The sequence below is a fragment of the Kitasatospora sp. NPDC057223 genome (assembly GCF_042669755.1).
Lineage (GTDB): Bacteria > Actinomycetota > Actinomycetes > Streptomycetales > Streptomycetaceae > Kitasatospora.
Map to the genome: position 1 here is coordinate 1 of NZ_JBHUWW010000161.1, position 17,465 is coordinate 17,465.

General features: G+C 72.6%; 11 protein-coding genes. 9 read left to right on the forward strand and 2 right to left on the reverse strand.

The window, feature by feature from the left end; all coding sequences use genetic code 11:
- Positions 1-8 precede the first annotated feature (8 nt).
- Positions 9-1,283, reverse strand: a complete 1,275-nt coding sequence (locus ACFUK0_RS35345) for an extracellular solute-binding protein (protein WP_380257256.1) — start codon at positions 1,281-1,283, stop codon at positions 9-11.
- A gap of 641 nt (positions 1,284-1,924) precedes the next feature.
- Between ACFUK0_RS35345 and ACFUK0_RS35350 the strand changes: the two genes are divergently transcribed.
- The 6 genes from ACFUK0_RS35350 to ACFUK0_RS35375 all read left to right on the forward strand — a co-directional run bounded on the left by ACFUK0_RS35350 (position 1,925) and on the right by ACFUK0_RS35375 (position 9,198).
- The gene (locus ACFUK0_RS35350) at positions 1,925-2,959 is read left to right on the forward strand and encodes a helix-turn-helix transcriptional regulator (protein WP_380257258.1); all 1,035 of its coding nucleotides are present in this window, start codon (positions 1,925-1,927) and stop codon (positions 2,957-2,959) included.
- Between the two features lie 135 nt (positions 2,960-3,094).
- On the forward strand, positions 3,095-3,868 hold the full coding sequence (locus ACFUK0_RS35355) for an NPCBM/NEW2 domain-containing protein (protein WP_380257260.1): 774 nt from the start codon (positions 3,095-3,097) through the stop codon (positions 3,866-3,868).
- Positions 3,869-3,983: 115 nt separating this feature from the next.
- Positions 3,984-6,197, forward strand: a complete 2,214-nt coding sequence (locus ACFUK0_RS35360) for a UvrD-helicase domain-containing protein (RefSeq protein ID WP_380257262.1) — start codon at positions 3,984-3,986, stop codon at positions 6,195-6,197.
- A 164-nt stretch (positions 6,198-6,361) separates the two neighbouring features.
- The gene (locus ACFUK0_RS35365; RefSeq protein WP_380257264.1) at positions 6,362-7,255 is read left to right on the forward strand and encodes a hypothetical protein; all 894 of its coding nucleotides are present in this window, start codon (positions 6,362-6,364) and stop codon (positions 7,253-7,255) included.
- 145 nt (positions 7,256-7,400) lie between these two features.
- On the forward strand, positions 7,401-8,537 hold the full coding sequence (locus tag ACFUK0_RS35370) for a serine hydrolase domain-containing protein (RefSeq protein WP_380257266.1): 1,137 nt from the start codon (positions 7,401-7,403) through the stop codon (positions 8,535-8,537).
- A gap of 25 nt (positions 8,538-8,562) precedes the next feature.
- Positions 8,563-9,198 (forward strand): ATP-binding protein, encoded by a 636-nt coding sequence (locus ACFUK0_RS35375; protein ID WP_380257268.1) that lies wholly within the window; start codon positions 8,563-8,565, stop codon positions 9,196-9,198.
- Here the strand turns inward: ACFUK0_RS35375 and ACFUK0_RS35380 are convergent.
- Positions 9,114-10,100, reverse strand: a complete 987-nt coding sequence (locus ACFUK0_RS35380) for a LuxR C-terminal-related transcriptional regulator (RefSeq protein WP_380257270.1) — start codon at positions 10,098-10,100, stop codon at positions 9,114-9,116. The genes ACFUK0_RS35375 and ACFUK0_RS35380 overlap by 85 nt on opposite strands.
- Before the next feature lie 361 nt (positions 10,101-10,461).
- Between ACFUK0_RS35380 and ACFUK0_RS35385 the strand changes: the two genes are divergently transcribed.
- The 3 genes from ACFUK0_RS35385 to ACFUK0_RS35395 all read left to right on the forward strand — a co-directional run bounded on the left by ACFUK0_RS35385 (position 10,462) and on the right by ACFUK0_RS35395 (position 17,391).
- Positions 10,462-10,668, forward strand: coding sequence for a hypothetical protein (locus ACFUK0_RS35385; RefSeq protein ID WP_380257272.1), 207 nt, complete (start codon positions 10,462-10,464; stop codon positions 10,666-10,668).
- Positions 10,669-10,674: 6 nt separating this feature from the next.
- Entirely contained in the window at positions 10,675-10,998 is a 324-nt protein-coding gene (locus tag ACFUK0_RS35390) for a hypothetical protein (RefSeq protein ID WP_380257274.1), read from the forward strand.
- A 195-nt stretch (positions 10,999-11,193) separates the two neighbouring features.
- Positions 11,194-17,391 (forward strand): DNRLRE domain-containing protein, encoded by a 6,198-nt coding sequence (locus ACFUK0_RS35395; protein ID WP_380257276.1) that lies wholly within the window; start codon positions 11,194-11,196, stop codon positions 17,389-17,391.
- Positions 17,392-17,465 lie beyond the last annotated feature (74 nt).

Sequence of the window (17,465 nt, forward strand, 5' to 3'; positions counted from 1 at the left end):
GGCGGGTGCTACTTGTCGGCGGCCGCGGCTTCGGCCTTCTTCTGCAGGTCCCCGAGGACGGCGGTGGCGTCGCCGGAGACGGCGGTGCCGCCGCTCTTCTTGATCTCGGCGGAGACGGCGTCCCAGCTGGTGTCACCCAGCGGGTAGAACTTCGCCTGCGGGAGCAGGGCGAAGAACGGCGCCAGGTCGGCGTGCTTGCCGCTGGCGGTCATCTCGGCGAGGGTGTCCTTGGTGACGGGCATGAGGTTGTACAGCTCGTCGAACTTGAGCGTGTTCTCCTTGTTGAAGGCGAAGTCGAGGAACGCCTTCACCTGCTCCTGGTGGTTGTTCTTCTTGAACGCCATCACCCAGTCGGCGACACCGAGGGTGGAGGCCAGCGGGCCGGACTTGCCGGGGATCGGGGCGACCGCGTAGTCGACCTTGCCGTCCTTGGACTTCTGGATCAGCGACGGGTGGCCGTTGAGCATGGCGGTCTTGCCGGCGCCGAAGTCCGCGAAGGCGGTCTTGCGGTCGGTGGTGGCCGGGTTCGGGTAGGTCAGACCGGTGTCGACCAGGTTGGCCTTCAGCCAGTTGAACGTCTCGATGTTGGCCGGCGAGTTGAGGGCGTACTTGCCGGAGGCGTCGGTGACGCCGCCGCCGTTGCCCAGCTCCCACATCATGCTCTCGCCCTGGGTCTCCTCGGGGCCGAGCGGCAGGGCGTAGGGGGTGACGCCGGGGACCTTCGCCTTGATCAGCTCGGCGTCCTTCTTGACCTCGTCCCAGGTCTTCGGGGCCTCGGTGATGCCGGCCTGCGCGAAGATGGCCTTGTTGTAGAAGAAGGCACGCGCGGAGGAGACGAACGGGATGCCGTACTGGGTGTCCTTGACCTGGCCGGCCTTGGAGAAGGTGTCGATGAAGTTGGCCTGCGTCGCGGGCGACAGGACGTCGGACGCCTTGTACAGCAGGTCGTCGGCGACCTTGTCGGCGTAGCCGCCGGTCTGCAGGACGTCCGGGTAGTTGCCGGACTGGATCATCGTCTTGACCTGCTTGTCGATGTCGTTCCAGTTGACGACCTGGACATCGACCTTGATCTTCGGGTTCGCGGCGGTGAACGCCGTGGCGACGCCGTCCCAGTACGCCTTCGAGCCGTTCGCCGCCGTGTCGCCGTAGTCGGCCGCCACGAGCTTGATGGTGGTGGCGGCGCCATCGGACGATCCGCCGCTCTTGCCGCTGCTGCCGCAGCCGGTCAGGACCAGCGCGCCGGCCGCACAGGCCGCGGAGAGGAGAAGTACAGATCGGTTCACGGGAGTTACCGCTTTCTGCGTTGAATCTGAAGCCGCCGGGACAGGGGGCTCCGAAACGTGGGGGATGAGCGGGAGGGGGCCGGTGTCGTACGCCCGGCCCGGTGGTGCCCTGGTTGGTCGTCGCGTTGATCGTGTGCGGCCGTGCGCGCGGCCGCAGCTTCCGGGGGACGGGGTGTGCGCCTGCGCCTGGTCGAGGCTGCGGGCCACCGTTCGTCTGCCGTGTGAGCCAGAGTGCACCACCCCGACACAGAGGCCTAGACCTCTTTACCGAATCGTGGCCCGGGGTGCAGAGGGTGCCTCGAAAGTGGCCGGGAACCAAAGAAATGGCGACTTGGTACAGACCAAGTCCCCTTCCGAATCCCGCCGACCGGGCGGCTGCCGACACCTCCGGCCGCCACGGGCACCCCTCCGAAATGGTTGCGCAGGGGAACAAAAGCGAGGTCCAAGGGGATGGGGACAAGCAGTCACCGCAAGGGAGTTGTGGCCGGGCCCAGCGGCGTCCGCGGGCGGCCCGGGCGGTGGCGCGACCTTGGGACTCTGGCAAAAAGCGGCTCCGACCAGTCATCATGTACCTGGCGGATAGCCGCCGGGGCAGGAACCCGCCACCGCGGGCACGAGTGCGAGCCTGGGAGGTACGACGGGTGCTGACTGTCGTCGGGCTGGGCAGCCTTGCCGAGCGTCTCTACACCGATCTGGTCACCCACGGCTCGGCCAGCGCCCACGCGCTGGCCGAACGTTCGGGGACGGATCCGGACGAAACGGCCATCGCACTTGACGAGTTGGCCGCACACGGGCTGATCGCCCCGCGCACCGCCCCCGACAGCGGCCCCGGCGGCCCCTCCGGGGGCGGCCGGCCGGGCGCGGCGTCGCACTTCGCGGCCGCGCCGCCCGCCGTCGCACTGGAGGCGCTGCTCGCCGGGCAGCGGCACGCGCTGCGACAGGCCGAGCTCTCGGCGGCGGCCCTCGCCGAGGCGTACCGGGCCGCGACCTCCGACGGCGCCCACCGCGACCTGGTCGAGATCGTGGTCGGCCCGGCCGCGATCGGGCACCGCGTCGAACAGGTCCAACGCGGCGCCGAGCGCGAGCTGCTGGCCCTGGTCACCGGGCAGTACGACGTCGTCCCGGCGGACGCGACGGGGGCCGAGACCGAGGCCGTCGAGCGGGGCGTCGCCTACCGGGTGGTGATCGGACGTCAGGCGCTCGGCGCCCCGCGCGCCGCCGAGACCCTGTTCGAGGCGCTCGGCCGGGACCAGCGGATCAGGGTGGCCGACCAGGTCCCGACCAAGCTGATCGTCGCCGACGGGGCCCTCGCGCTGGTCCCGCTCACCGAGCCCGGGGAGAACGGCGAGCCCGCCGCCATGCTGGTCCGCGCGCCCGGCCTGGTGAAGCTGCTGGTCATCCTGTTCGAGCAGGTCTGGGAGTGGGCCCACCCGCTCGGACTGGAGGCCGGCCTGCCCGTACTCGGCGAGGCACCGGCAGGCCAGCCGGTCGGGGTGGACCGCCGGATCCTCTCCCTCCTGCTGGCCGGCTCGACCGACCAGGCCGTCGCCAACCAGCTGGGCCTCGGCCTGCGCACCGTCCAGCGCCGCATCAAGGCCGTCATGGAACTCGCCCACGCGGAGACCAGGGTCCAGCTCGGCTGGCAGGCCCACCGCCGCGGCTGGGTCCAGGACTGACCGCCGCCATCGCGGGAACGACCCCTCGCGGTAACAACTGGGCAACACCGCCGTGCCGTCCAAGTCCGTTGCAGTCGATGGCTTATAACGTGCCGTCACCGGATCACCGGCTGTACTGCGGAGAGGGGATCGGCAATGTCCTCCGGCGGAAACAACTCCAGTACCAACACCCCCAACGGCCACAGGCTCGTCTTCTGGGCGGCCGTCATCACCGCCCTCCTGGGCTTCGTCGGCGTCGTCGTGGCGGGCTACCTCGGCTACCTGGGGGCGACGGCGTCCTCCGAGAGCAAGGCCGCCCCCGACACGAGGGCCGCCCCGACCGTCGCGGCCCCCACGCCACCACCACCGGTCACCGTCCCGACCGAACCTGTCGCTCCCGCCGCTCCCGCCGCTCCTGTCACACCCGACACACCTGCCGCGCCCACCGAGAGGACCACCGCACCGGCTCCCCGCACCGTCCCGTCCGCCACCCCCTCGGCGGCCGCGCCGCCGGCGGCCTCCGCCGACGTCCAGTACCTCTCGGACCTGCACGCCCTCCAGGGGGACAACCGGGTGAAGACCGCCGAGCTGAGCAGCGGCGGGACGAAGACCACGTACGTCCACAGCCTCCGTACCGTCAACCCGTCGACCGAGTACACCTTCGAGTACGTGATCAACGGTGACTGGGCGTTCTTCACCGCGACCATCGGCATCGAGAACGGCGCCCGGGACAACAGCGGTGCCGTCTTCCAGATCTACCTGGACGGCAAGACAGCCCCGGAACTCAGTTTCACCGTCGCACAGTACGAGAGCAGGGAGATCCGGATCCCGGTCTCCGGCAAGAGCAAGATCAAGCTCCACACCGCGAACGTCAAGCGGGAGGGCTACTTCCCGACGGTCTGGGGCGACGCCCGCTTCACCACGGGGTAGTGCGCCCACCACCCGTCCCGGAGGCTCGGCCCGGCCGGTCGTACCCGGAGCAGGCAGTAAGGTGATCACACCCGGAAGGGCCCGGACCCACCACGCCGCCGTGAAGGGACTTCGCATGCCGACGCTCGGCCTCCACAAGGACTTTCTCCGGGAGTTCGCCCGGCTGGAGAAGAAGGTCCGGACGAAAGTCGCCGACGCCTTCGACAAGTTCGAGCACTCGTCGGCCACCGGGCAGCACCTGGAGAAGCTCAACCACGGGCGGGACCCACGGCTGAAGACCATCCGGATCGACAAGTTCTACCGCGGAGTCGTCCTCGCCCCGGACGGCGGCGACAGCTTCCTGCTGCTCAAGGTCCTGCCGCACGACGACGCCATCGACTGGGCGCTCAAGCACCGGGCCACCGTCAACACCGCGACCGAGGGCATCGAGCTGCGCAACGACATCGCGCTCGAACAGCTCGCCCCCGGACTGCGCAGGGCAGCCGAAGGCAGCACCGCGCAGCCGCTGTTCGCCCGCGTCTCCGACGCCGACCTGACCAGGCTCGGCATCGACGGCCAGATCCTGCCGATCGCCCGCCGGCTCGACAACGAGGAGATGCTCGACGCACTGCGCGCCATCCTCCCGGAGCACCAGTACGACGTCCTGTTCGGGCTCGCGGCGGGCATGAGCACCGAGGACGTCTGGCGTGAGATCGTCCAGACCCAGCGCACCGCCGGGCTGGAGACCGCGACCGTCGCCACCGTCGCGGGCACTCCGCAGGACGACCTCACCGCCGCGATGTCCCGGGCCCAGGGCCGGATCACGCTGGTCTCCGGGCCCGCCGAGCTCATGGAACTGCTGGAACGCCCCTTCGACGCCTGGCGGATCTTCCTCCACCCGTCCCAGCACCGCATCGCCTACCGCCCCTCCTACAACGGCCCGGCCCGGGTCACCGGCGGCCCGGGCACCGGCAAGACCGTCGTCGCCCTGCACCGGGCCGCGCAGCTGGCCGCCGCCCTGCCCCCGGACACCCCGGACGGCGCCGTCCTGCTCACCACCTTCACCCGCGACCTCGCCGCCGAACTCCAGCGCAGCCTGCACCTGCTGGTCACCGACCCGGAGCAGCGCCGCCGGGTCCGGGTGGTCAACATAGACGCGCTGGCCGCCGAAGTCCTGCGCGGCAGCCGGGGCCACGGCCGGCTCAGCATCCTCACCGACCAGCGCGACGTCACCGCCCGCTGGGGCCGCATCACCCGCCGGCTCGACCTCGACCACAGCGCCGCCTTCCTCGACCAGGAGTGGCGCCACGTGATCCTCGCCCAGGGGATCAGCACCGCCGAGCAGTACCTGAAGGCCTCCCGGGCCGGGCGCGGCACGGCGCTCGGCCCGCTGAAGCGGGCCCAGGTCTGGCGCGCCGTCACCGCCTTCACCGACGACCTGCGGGCCTCCGACACCTGGACGTTCCACCAGGTCTGCGACGAGGCCGCCCGCATCCTCACCGCCCGCGGCGCCGACGGCGGCGGCCATCTCTTCCGCCACGTCCTGGTCGACGAGGCCCAGGACCTCCACCCCGCCCAGTGGCGCCTGCTGCGCGCCGCCACCGAACCGGGCCGCCCCGACGACCTGTTCATCGCCGGCGACCCCCACCAGCGCATCTACGGCAACAAGGTGTCGCTGCGCAGCATGGGCATCCACATCACCGGCCGCTCCCACCGGCTGCGGATCAACTACCGCTCCACGCACGAGATCGTCGCCTGGGCCACCGCCCTCCTCGCGGGCGAACCGGCCGACGACATGGACGGCGGCGACGACGGCCTCGGCGACTACCGCTCCGCCTTCCACGGCAGCCGCCCGGTGACCGCCGGTCACCCCACCAAGGCGGCCGAACTCGACGCCCTGGTGGGCCAGGTGTCGCAGTGGCTGACCGCCGCCGAGGTGCCGGCCGGCGAGATCGGGATCGCCGTCCGCTTCGTCCAGTTCGGCAGGGACGTCGCCGCCGCCCTCACCCGCGCCGGCATCCCCGCCACCGTCATGGGCTCCTCTCCGACGGCCAACGCCGCCGACGCTGGGGCCGGCGTCCGGATCGGCACCATGCACCGCCTCAAGGGCCTCGAATTCCGCTGCATGGCCGTCGCCGGGGTCTGCGAGGGCACCGTCCCGATGCGCAACGCCCTCACCCCGGTCGAGGTCGACGCGCAGCAGCACCGCGAGGACGTCCTCGGCGAACTCAGCCTCCTCTTCGTCGCCTGCACCCGCGCCCGCGAGGCCCTGTACGTCTCCTGGCACGGCGCCGCCAGCCCCTTCCTGACCAGGGCGGCAGCGGCGCAGCTCGCACTGTCCCCGGCCTGAGCCGACGGTGGCGCGGGGCCGCCCGCGCCGCCGCCGGCCGCCGAACCGACCGGTCTTCGACCGAGGCCAGCCGCCCGGGTCCTTGCACCCGGCCGCCGGTCCGGGCAGCATGGCCCAGCGGCGGCGGGCCAGGGGGGCCGGGCCGCGTTCAGCAGGGGGCGGACATGGCCACACCAGCACCAGCACGCACCACCGGGGTTTGGAGCATCACCGCCGGAAAGGGCGGCCGGGTCGCCGACAGTGAGCGGCTGCACGAGGCGAAGCACGAGTTCCTCTTCGACGGCGCCCAGGGGCAGCCGACGAAGCTGACGTACGACGTGGACATTCGGTGGACGAGCAACGCGGCCGCCGCGAACGCGTTCGCCGTACCGGCCCTCGACGACCTGCGCGAGCAGGTCCGCAGCCTGATCCTGCCGTCCCTGTCTCCGCAGCTCTGCCTTCTCGACCCGGTCCTCGACTGCGTGGTCGACCTCTCACCGGGGTGGACCTGGCTCCCGGGGCCGACCGTGCAGCAGAAGTTCTGCTTCAAGGAGGAGCTCCTGGACCAGGGCCCGGCCGGCCCCGAGCTGCTCCACCTGGCAGCCCACCTGATCTCCCTCCGGGGCACCGTCGAGGCGCGGCTCAGCCTGATGCGCAAGCTCAACATCCCCGAGGTGCAGCTCATCACCAACGCCAACCTGCCCTCCCGGAAGAGCCAGTCGCTGGCCTTCGACTGGGGGAAGGTCCTGGTCGGCACCCGACTGCTCGTCATCAAGCTGCTGAGGGAGCGGCCGCCGCGAGCCCTGATCAAGAGCCCGCCGTTCAAGGAGCCCGGCGGGAGTGAGATGAACGCCCTGCTGGTGGAGAAGTTCCTGGCCTCCGATCCGGGGCTGCAGGCGCTGGGCGACGCCAAGCTGATCGACATCGGCAGCACGAGCGGCCAGTCCTTCCGGGGCCAGGTCGGGAAGGGGACCCTGCTGACGCCCGACAAGAGCGGCGATCTCCAGGCGGCCTACAACCACCTGCGGTTCCTGCTCTACATGGAGTGGCGGGCGGTGCACGAGCTGCTGCCGGCGTGACGGGTGCGCGTCCACCGGGCACCGTCGGCACTCTCGTAGGGCCACTCCTCCGGAGCGCCGCGAACGGTCTTCGTGCCGGGTGTTGTCATGCTGGACGCTCCAACCGCCGCCACCCGGGCAGCCGCACACACGAGAAGGTGTACCGATGACCGATCTGCGCGACGTCCTCGCCACTCACGTCAGTGCCGGTCCCACGCCCGGGGCCGTCGCCCTGGTGGCGCGCGGCGACCGGGTCGAGGTGGCGGCCGTCGGCTCGGCCGGCCTCGGGGGGAGTACGCCGATGGCCCGGGATTCGATCTTCCGGGTCGCCTCGATCACGAAGCCCGTGATCGCCGCAGCCGTGATGGTGCTGGTGGAGGACGGCCGGATCACGCTGGACGAACCGGTCGGGCGGTGGCTGCCGGAGATCGCCGCACCGTCCGTCGTCCGCACCCCGGCCGGCCCGGTGGACGACGTCGTCCCGGCCGCAAGGCCGATCACCGTGCGCGACCTGCTGACCTTCCGCTCCGGCTGGGGCTTTCCGGCCGACTTCTCGCTCCCTGCGGTCGGCCTGCTGTTCAGCGAGCTGAAGCAGGGGCCGCCGCAGCCGCAGCGCGTCGCCCCGCCCGACGAGTGGATGGCGGTGCTGTCCCGCATCCCGCTGCTGCACCAGCCCGGCGAGGCCTGGCTGTACAACACCAGCTCCGACATCCTGGGCGTGCTGATCACCCGGGTCGCGGGCCGTCCGCTGCCCGAGGTCCTGGCCGAGCGGATCTTCGAACCGCTGGGCATGGCCGACACCGGGTTCGAGGTGGCGGCGGGCAAGCGCGAGCGCTTCACCAGCTACTGCCGGGGCAGTGCGGCGGGCGCCCCCGAACTGGTCGACGCCCCGGACGGCCAGTGGAGCAGCCTGCCGCGGTTCGCATCCGGCGGCGGCGGACTGGTCTCCACCGTCGACGACCTGCACGCGTTCGCCCGGATGCTGCTCGCCGACGGCGGCCCGCTGCTCTCCCCCGCCTCGGTGCGGCAGATGACCACCGACCACCTGACCCCGGCCCAGCGGGAGGCGTCCGCCCTGTTCCTGGAGGGCCAGGGCTGGGGCTTCGGCGGCTCGGTGGACATCACCGCCGTCGACCCGTGGAACGTCCCGGGACGCTACGGCTGGATCGGCGGCACCGGCACGGCCGCCCACCTCACCCCGTCGACCGGCACCGTCACCGTCCTGCTCACCCAGCTCGAACTGACCGGCCCGACCCCGACCGCCCTGATGCGGGACTTCTGGCGCTACGCCGCCGCGTCCTGACGGGCGATCATCTCAGCCGAGGGAGGTGGCCGCGTACGAGACGAACGCCGACCAGGCCTCCGGGGTCTCACTCGTCCGGGCCCCCAGCCCGGCCGGTCTCCCCACCGCGCAGCACCGGGCCACCGTGCAGCTCCCCTCCACCGGCCGGGGCGCACACCTCGCCCGGCACCTGACCGTCGAACAGCTCACCCGGTGGGGCCTGCCCGCCGACGGCGAGGCCTCCTGGTCCGCCTCCCTCGTGGTCGCCGAACTCGCCGCCAACGCCGTCCGCCACGGTCACCTCCCCGGCCGCGACTTCCAGCTCCGCCTGACCCTCACCCGCACGTCCACCGACGACGACCTCCTCCGCATCGAGGTCTCCGACGCCCGCGCGGAGCACGGCCCCCACCTCGACGAACACCCCCGCCGCCGAGGCCGAGTCGGGCCGCGGACTCCTCATCGTCAACGCCCTCGCCACCCGCTGGGGGGACGCCACCCGCCGGCCCGTCGGCAGGACCGTCTGCTGCGAGCTCGCCGTCCGCCGCCCCGCGGCCTCACCCCCCGACCGAACCGTCAGCGGCCGGCCCACACCGGCCCCTACAGCCACCCCCGCTGGGCCGCCTTCAGGCCCGCCTCGAAGCGGCTCGCGGCGTCCAGTCGCTCCATCAGTGCGGCCATCTGACGCCGCACCGTCCGCACCGAGACCCCCAGCCGCCGGCCCGCCACCTCGTCGGTCAGGCCGGTGGAGAGCAGCCGCAGCAGCTCCCGCTCCCCGGCGCTCAGGCCCGTCCGGGCGTCCTCGGGGCGGTCGGCGCCGAGCGGGACGGCGCCCTGCCACGTCTGCTCGAAGAGCGCGACCAGCGAGGCGACGATCCCGGGCTCCTCGGTGCAGAGTGCGCCGAGCCTGGTGTTCTGCGGGTCGATCGGCACCACCGCCGTACGCCGGTCGAAGACCAGCATCCGCGGCGGCAGCATGGGCGCGGTCCGCACCTGGCCGCCGAGGTCGGTCATCCACTGGGCGTAGGAGAACGTCTCCGGGTCGTTCCGGACGCTGTCCTGATAGATCGTCAGCAGTTTCACCCCGCGCAGCAGGGCCTCCTCGTCCAGCGGCCGCGAGGCGGCCAGGCTGGCCGCGGACTGCGCGCCGCCGGGCATCACGGCCAGGCACTCACGGGTGAGCTCACCGGTGAGCACCTCCAGCTTCGCCTGGATGGCGTCGAGGCCCACCAGCCGCTCGCCGCCGTCCACCAGGGTGTTCGGGCGCAGCACGGCGTACTCGGCGACGGCGCGCGCCACTGCGGCCCGGCTGACCTCCAGATCCTGCTGGCGGCGGGCGAGTTCCTCCTCCTGGCGGCGCAGCAGCAGTTCCAGGCCGCGCTCGGGGCTGACCGGCCACAGGGCGCCGGGGCGCTCCCGCGAGGCGCGCAGCAGGGTGAGGTCGGCAAGGCGGTCCAGAGCCGCGCGGACGTCGGGCCGGGGCAGCCCGAGCCGGTCGCTGAGCTCGGCGATCCCGCCCTCCGGATCGGCCAGCATCTCGCGGTAGACGGCCTCCGCAGTCGCGTCAAGACCCAGCAGCTCCAGCACTTCTAGACCCCTGATCGCGACGGGTTGTTGACCGGTCGGCCCTGCCTGGGGCGATCTTGTCAGTCACTGCCACCCACCGGCAAGGCATGATCCGGTCAAGGAGCCCGGGGGCGGCTCCGGCGCATCCGGCGGGGTTGCAGCAAGCTGCCTGACCGGTTGCTGCCGGGCGGCACCCCTCCCTCCAGGGGGGCGTGCGGCGGAAGGATTCCGGTACGCCCCGACGGTGCGCACACCCCGGGAGTCCACCCCTGTGGACCCCCGTCCGCCTCACGCGCCCCGCGCCCCGGTGCTCCGCCCACCTCCGCCCCGTGCCTCCGCCCGACGCCCTCCGCCCGACGCACCGACAGAAACGGGAACCACCGTGCCCACGCCCGCCCGACTGCTCGCCACCACCGCCCTCGCGCTCACCTTCGCGACCTCCGCCAGCCCGGCACTCACCCTCTTCCCGGTCTCCCCCGGCACGCCTGCCACGGCCGCCACGACAGTCCCGGCAGACCCGTCCGACCCGGCCGGCTCCACCCTCGGCGGTACGGGCGACCTGGGGATCGGCTGGGACGACTGGATCTGACTCGCCGTGTTCGCCGTACATCTGACCCTCCGTCCGGATCCTCCCGCGGCGCTGCCGGCCGGCGGGGCCGGACCGACCTACGAGGGACCGACCTACGAGGGGGTGGCCGGCGAGCGGGTGGCCGCCGCCGTCCAGGAGGCCCTGTGGGAGTTCGCCGGGCCCGCGGACGGACTGGAGCACATCCGCGCCAGGAGCGGGCCGCGCGGACTGGGGCTGGTCCTCTTCATCCGGGCGCCCGACCGCTCCGAGGCCGAACGGCGGGCGCGGGCCCTGCTCGGCCGGGCGCTCGCCGAAGGGGCCGTCGGACCCTTCGCCCCCGCACCGCCCTAGGACCGCCCTAGGACCGCCCCCGCACCGTCCTGGGACCGTCCGGCCACAGCCGACCCTCCTGTCCCGCAGGCGTTTTCCTGCCGCACGTCCCACTTTCCACCGATCCTGGCCGGCCCGGATTTTGGCCGGTTCGTAGCGGACCTTTACCCGTCCGCTCATGTCATAGGCACAACAAAAAACACACCAAGGAGCCCCATGTCGCACCAGCACGGTCCCGGACACCGGTCCGGGGACGTACCACCACCCACCCGCCGCCGGCGGCGCGGAGCACTGCTGCGCCGCACCGCCATCGCCCTGTCCATCGTGATCGCCGCCGAGTCGGCGGCCGTCATCATGGCGACCGGCCAGGCCGTCGCCGTCACCCCGCAGGCCCCGGCCGCCCCGGCGGCCAAGGCGTCCGGCCCGGCCGAGGCCGAGGACATCGCCACCGCCAACCTCAAGGCCCGGCTGGAGAACCGCCGGATCGAGGTGGTGAGCGAGCGGACCGAGTCCAGCACCACCTGGATCAACCCGGACGGCACCACCACCCTCGACATGGCCTCCGGCCCGATCCGCTACCGGGACAAGGCCGGCCGGCTCCAGCCGATCGACGTCGACCTCGCCCGGCAGCCGGACGGCGGCGTCAAGGCCAAGGGCCACCCGCTGGGCCTCACCCTCGCCGGGGCCACCCCGGCCGCCGCCGCCTCCCGCTTCAAGGCGTCCGGTGCCCCGGCCGGCGACCAGCAGGCCCCCGCGGTGCCGCTGGTCTCGCTGGACAACGGCGCGGGCACCGCGATGTCGCTGTCCTGGCGCGGCGCGCTGCCCGCCCCGAGCATCGACGGCCACCAGGCCCGCTACACGGACGCGTTGACCGCCACGGACCTGGTCATCGAGGCCACCCGGACGGGCTTCGAGCAGTTCCTGGAGCTCAAGGACCGTTCGGCGGTCGCCGCCAACGGCACGGTCACGCTCACCCTGAACGCGGCCGGCCTGCAGGCCCGGCAGAACGCCGACAGCTCGGTGTCGTTCATCGACCCGAAGAACGGCCAGGAGGCCGGCCGGCTGCCCGCCCCCGTCATGTGGGACGCCCAGGTCGACGAGCGCTCCGGCGACCACACCCGCATCGCGCCGGTCGGCCTGAAGGTGGTGCAGCGCGGCGACGACATCGACCTGACGCTCACCCCCGACGCCGCGTTCCTGAACGACCCGGGGACCAAGTACCCGGTGACCGTCGACCCGGCGGTCAACATCGGCGTCGGCTTCGACACCTTCGTCCAGCAGGGCTACGCCACCGACGTCTCCACGCAGACCGAGCTGAAGCTGGGCAACAACGGCTCCAGCCAGGTGGCCCGCTCGTTCCTGCAGTTCCCGATGGCGCAGATCAGCGGCAAGCAGGTCACCAGCGGCAAGCTCAACCTGTGGAACTTCCACTCCTGGTCCTGCACCGCGAAGAGCTGGGAGGTCTGGGACACCAACTCCGCCACCACGGCCACCCGCTGGACCGCGCAGCCCACCTGGAACCGCAAGTGGGCCACCACCACCGCCACCAAGGGCTACTCCAGCTCCTGCAACGACGGCTGGGTGAACACCGACATCACCTCCCTCGTGCAGGCCTGGGCCGGCAACGGCAAGAGCGCCAACACGCTGGGCATCCGGGCCACCGACGAGAGCGACCCGTACGGCTGGAAGAAGTTCAACTCCGGCAACGCGTCCTCCAACACCCCCTACCTGTCGGTGACCTACAACACCGCGCCGGCCGTCTCCACCCTGCTCACCCCGGCCAGCGGCGCCATCACCGGGGACGCCACGCCAGCGCTGTCCGCCAAGGCGACCGACCCCGACGGCGGCAACGTGCTGCTGGACTTCGAGGTCTGGGCAGCCAACGGCACCGCGGCCCTGCAGACCGGCCACTCCGCCTACGCGGCCTCCGGGTCGACCGCCACCTGGTCGCCCGCGACCGCGCTGGCGGCCGGCGCCTACAAGTGGCGCTCGCGCTCCTGGGACGGGACCGCCAACAGCGCCTGGTCGGCGTTCCGCACCTTCACGGTGGACACCACCGCGCCGGGCGCCACCACCGTCTCCTCCGGCGACTTCCCGGCCGGCCAGTGGTCCGGCACCGCGGACGGCAACGGCTCCTACACCGGCAGCTTCACCTTCACCCCGCCGTCCTCGGACGTGAAGGACGTGCAGTACCGGCTGGACGGCGGCGCCTGGGTGACCGCGGCGACCACCGGCGCACCGGTGACCGCGGCCCTCACCTTCAAGGCGGGCGCCCACACGGTGACCGCGCACACCCGAGACGCGGCGGGCAACGTCTCCGCCGACAAGACCTACACCTTCTACGCGGGCCGGGGTTCCGCGCTGGTGGCGCCCGGCGCGGGCGAGCGTCCGGCCCGCCGTACCTCGCTGCAGGCCGAGGGGAACAGCACCTACACCGGTGTGCGGTACCAGTACCGCCGCGGCGAGACGGACGTCTGGAAGGACGTCCCGGTCGCCAACGTCACCACCACCGACGGCAAGGCGGTGGCCGCCTGGCCGTTCGCCGCGGCCGCCGGCAAGCCGGCCGCGCTGACCTGGAACATCACCGACACCCTGGCCGAGAACGGCCCGGTCGACGTCCGCGCGGTCTTCACCGACGGCACCGCCACCGACGCCACCGAGCCGAACACCGTCACGGTGGACCGCAACGCGGGCGACGCCCCCGAGACGCCGGTCGGCCCCGGCGAGGTGAACACCCTCACCGGTGACCTCGCCCTGTCGGCCACCGACGCCGAGGGCTTCGGCCTCAGCGCCGAGCGCTCCTTCTCCTCCCGCCGGCCCGCCAACGGCTCGGCCCAGGAGGGACAGGCGGCGATCTTCGGCCCGCAGTGGAGCTCCGGCACCACCGCCGAGATCACCGACGCCGACTACTCCTACGTCCGCCAGACCTCGGCGACCTCCCTCTCGGTGGTCTCCGCGGACGGCTCCGAGGTCGGCTTCACCGCCACCGGCGCCGGCGGCTGGAAGCCCGAGCCCGGCGCCGAGGACCTCACCCTGACCGGGGCACTGACCACCGCCTTCACTCTGAAGGACACCGCCGGCACCACGGTCACCTTCGCCAAGGTCGACCCGGCCGCCACCACCTGGCAGGCCAGCGGCTCCTCGCTGCCCAGCGACAACTCCACCACCTCGGTGGTCTCGGAGAAGGTCGTGACCGGCGGCAAGACCCTGGCCCGGCCGAAGTACGTGGTCGCGCCGACCTCGGCGACGACGTCCACCACCTGCGCCTCGGTGCCGTCCACGGCCGGCTGCCGGGTGCTGGAGTACGTCTACGCCACCGCCACCACCGCCACCTCCTCCGCCACCGGCGACTTCACCGGCCAGGTGAAGCAGATCCGGCTCTGGTCCACCGACCCGGGCGCCCCGGCGGCCACCCCCGTCGTCGTCTCGCAGTACGCGTACGACGACCAGGGCCGGCTGCGCGAGGTCTGGGACCCGCGGATCAGCCCCGCGCTGAAGACCGCCTACGGCTACGACACGGCCGGCCGGGTCACCACCGCGGCCGAGCCCGGCGAGCTGCCGTGGACGCTGGAGTACGGCAAGGCCGGCAACGCCGCCACCGCAGGTGACGGCATGCTGCTCGCCGCCTCCCGTCCCACCCTCAAGCAGGGCAGCACGGACGTCACCGACGGCACCGCCACCACCTCGGTGGTCTACGACGTCCCGCTGAGCGGCAACAACGCGCCCTACCCGCTGGGCCCGTCCGACGTCGCCGCCTGGGGCCAGAGCGACGCCCCGAGCGACGCCACCGCCGTCCTGCCGCCCGACGCCGTCCCGGCGAGCCACGACGGCAAGGCGCTCGGCACCGCCGCGTACAACCGCGCCTCGCTGACCTACACCAACGCCTCCGGGCGCGAGGTCAACACCGCCACCCCCGGCGGCGGCATCACCACCACCGAGTACAACGCCTTCGGCAGCCAGGTCCGCACGCTCTCCGCGGAGAACCGCATCCTGGCCCTGGCCACCACCGGCACCGACCTCGCCAAGCTGCGCGCCCTCGGCATCGCCGGCCGCTCCACGGCCGACCGCGCCCAGCTGCTCTCCTCGGCCTCGGTCTACTCGGCCGACGGCAAGCGACTGGCCGAGCAGTACGACCCGCTGCAGCTGGTCACCCTGGAGCACGCCCTGGCCGCCTCCGGCAGCAGCCCGGCGCTCGCCGCCGGCGCCGAGGTGCCGGCCCGCGCCGCCACCGTGACCGCCTACGACGAGGGCCGCCCGGCCACCGCCGCGGTCAGCGACCGCGCCACCTCGGTGACGGTCGGCGCCCGGATCGACGGCTACACCGTCGACGCCGACGCCCGCACCACCGCCACCACCTACGACTGGGCCCAGGGGCTGCCCACGCAGTCCGTGCAGGACCCGGCCGGCCTGAGGATCACCACCGGTACCGGCTACGACACCAGCGGCCGGGTGACCACGCAGAGCCGCCCCAACTCCAACGGCTCCGACGCGGCCACCACGGTGACCACGTTCTACGGCGCCACCGGCTCCGGCGCCTGCGCCGGCCACCCCGAGTGGGCCGACCTGGTCTGCTCCACCGGCCCGGCCGCCCAGGTCACCGGCGGCGGGAGCAACCCGGCGCAGATCCCGACCAGGACCTTCCAGTACGACCGCTGGGGCAACGTCTCGGTGGTCACCGAGGTCGCCAACGGCGTCACCCGCACCACCACCCGCAGCTACGACGCCGTCGGGCGCCCGCTGAAGGTCTCGATCACCGGTGGCACCGGCACCGCCGTCCCCGACACCACGTTCGGCTACGACCCGGCCACGGGCGAGCTCGCCACCCTCTCCAACGGCACGGCCACCATCACCCAGCGCTACGACAGGCTCGGCCGCCTGGTGTCCTACGACGACGGCGCCGGGAACGTCGCCACCACCGAGTACGACAGGCTGGACCGGGCAGTGAAGCAGTCGGACTCGGTGCCCTCCAGCACCACCTACGGCTACGACACCGCCAAGGACCCGCGCGGCCTGCCCACCTCGCTCACCGACTCGGTCGCGGGCACCTTCACCGCCTCCTACGACGTCGAGGGCCGGCTGGTCTCCCAGACCCTGCCGGGCGGCAACACCCTGGCCAACACCTACGACAGCCGGGGCAACCAGACCGGCAAGACCTACACCACCCAGTCCGGCACCGTACTGCTCGCCGACACCGCGGACTTCACCGTCCACGGCCAGCAGGCCGGCATCACCCAGGCCGACGGCAACACCACCGACACCACGTACACCTACGACGCCACCGGCCGCCTCACCAGGGCCGCCGCCACCACCGGCCTCGGCTGCGCCACCCGGTCCTACGCCTTCGACCGGAGCAGCAACCGGACCAACCGCACCACCGTGACCGACGACTGCGACCCGGCCACCGCCGACGCCGTCACCAAGTCCGAGACCCACGGCTACGACACCGCCGACCGCCTCACCGACGCCGGCTACGTGTACGACGCCTACGGCCGCACCACCGCCCTGCCCAAGGGCACCCAGCTGAGCTACTACGCCAACGACCTGGTCCGCGGCGAGACCCTCGGCGACGCCCGCAAGACCTGGAACCTGGACGCCTCCGGCCGCCTCGCCGTCACCACGACGGAGGCCAGGGGCACCGACGGGACCTGGGCCGTCACCGGCCAGTCGACCGACCACTTCGACGCCGGCGAGGACTCCCCCGCCTGGTCGAAGGACGCGGCCGGCAACGTCACCCGCAGCGTCCAGGACCTGACCGGCCAGCTCACGGCCGCCACCGGCACCGACGGCGGCGCGATCCTGCTGCTGACCAACCTGCACGGCGACGTGTCGGTCCAGATGTCCCCGGACGGCAGCGAGGACCTCGCCGTCTACCACTACGACGAGTACGGCAACATCGTCGACGCCACCGGCTCGACCGAGTACGGCTGGCTCGGCGGGGCGCAGCGCGCGGCCGACGGCCTCTCCGACCTGACCCTGATGGGCGTGCGCCTGTACGACGCGACCACCGGCCGCTTCCTGCAGTCCGACCCGGTCCTGGAGGGCTCGCCGAACGCCTACGGCTACCCGGTGGACCCGATCACCATGGACGACCTGACCGGTATGTCCTGGCGGAAGAAGTGGACGGCCTACTTCAGCCGCTCCGAGGGCAACACCATCGGCGTGCTGCTGTACGTCTCCGGCAAGATCAGCCAGGGCATCTCGAAGATCCTGCGGCGCCTGCCGCACATCGCCGCCCGGGCCGCCGGATACGTCCTCTGGGCGCTGTCCTACCTGATGAAGAAGGTCGGCAAGCAGTTCATCAAGGCCGCCAACAAGCGGGGCAGCCACGGGGTGAGGTTCACCTTCGGGATCTGGAAGTCCAGCCACTGGTGGGTACCGGACCGCCCGATCTACCGGGTGGACCCGCGGTACTGAACCGTGGGTGACGTTCCGCCCGCAACAGCGGGACGGTAGGGACGGAAGGCCGGCCCGGGGGTTCGCCCCCGGGC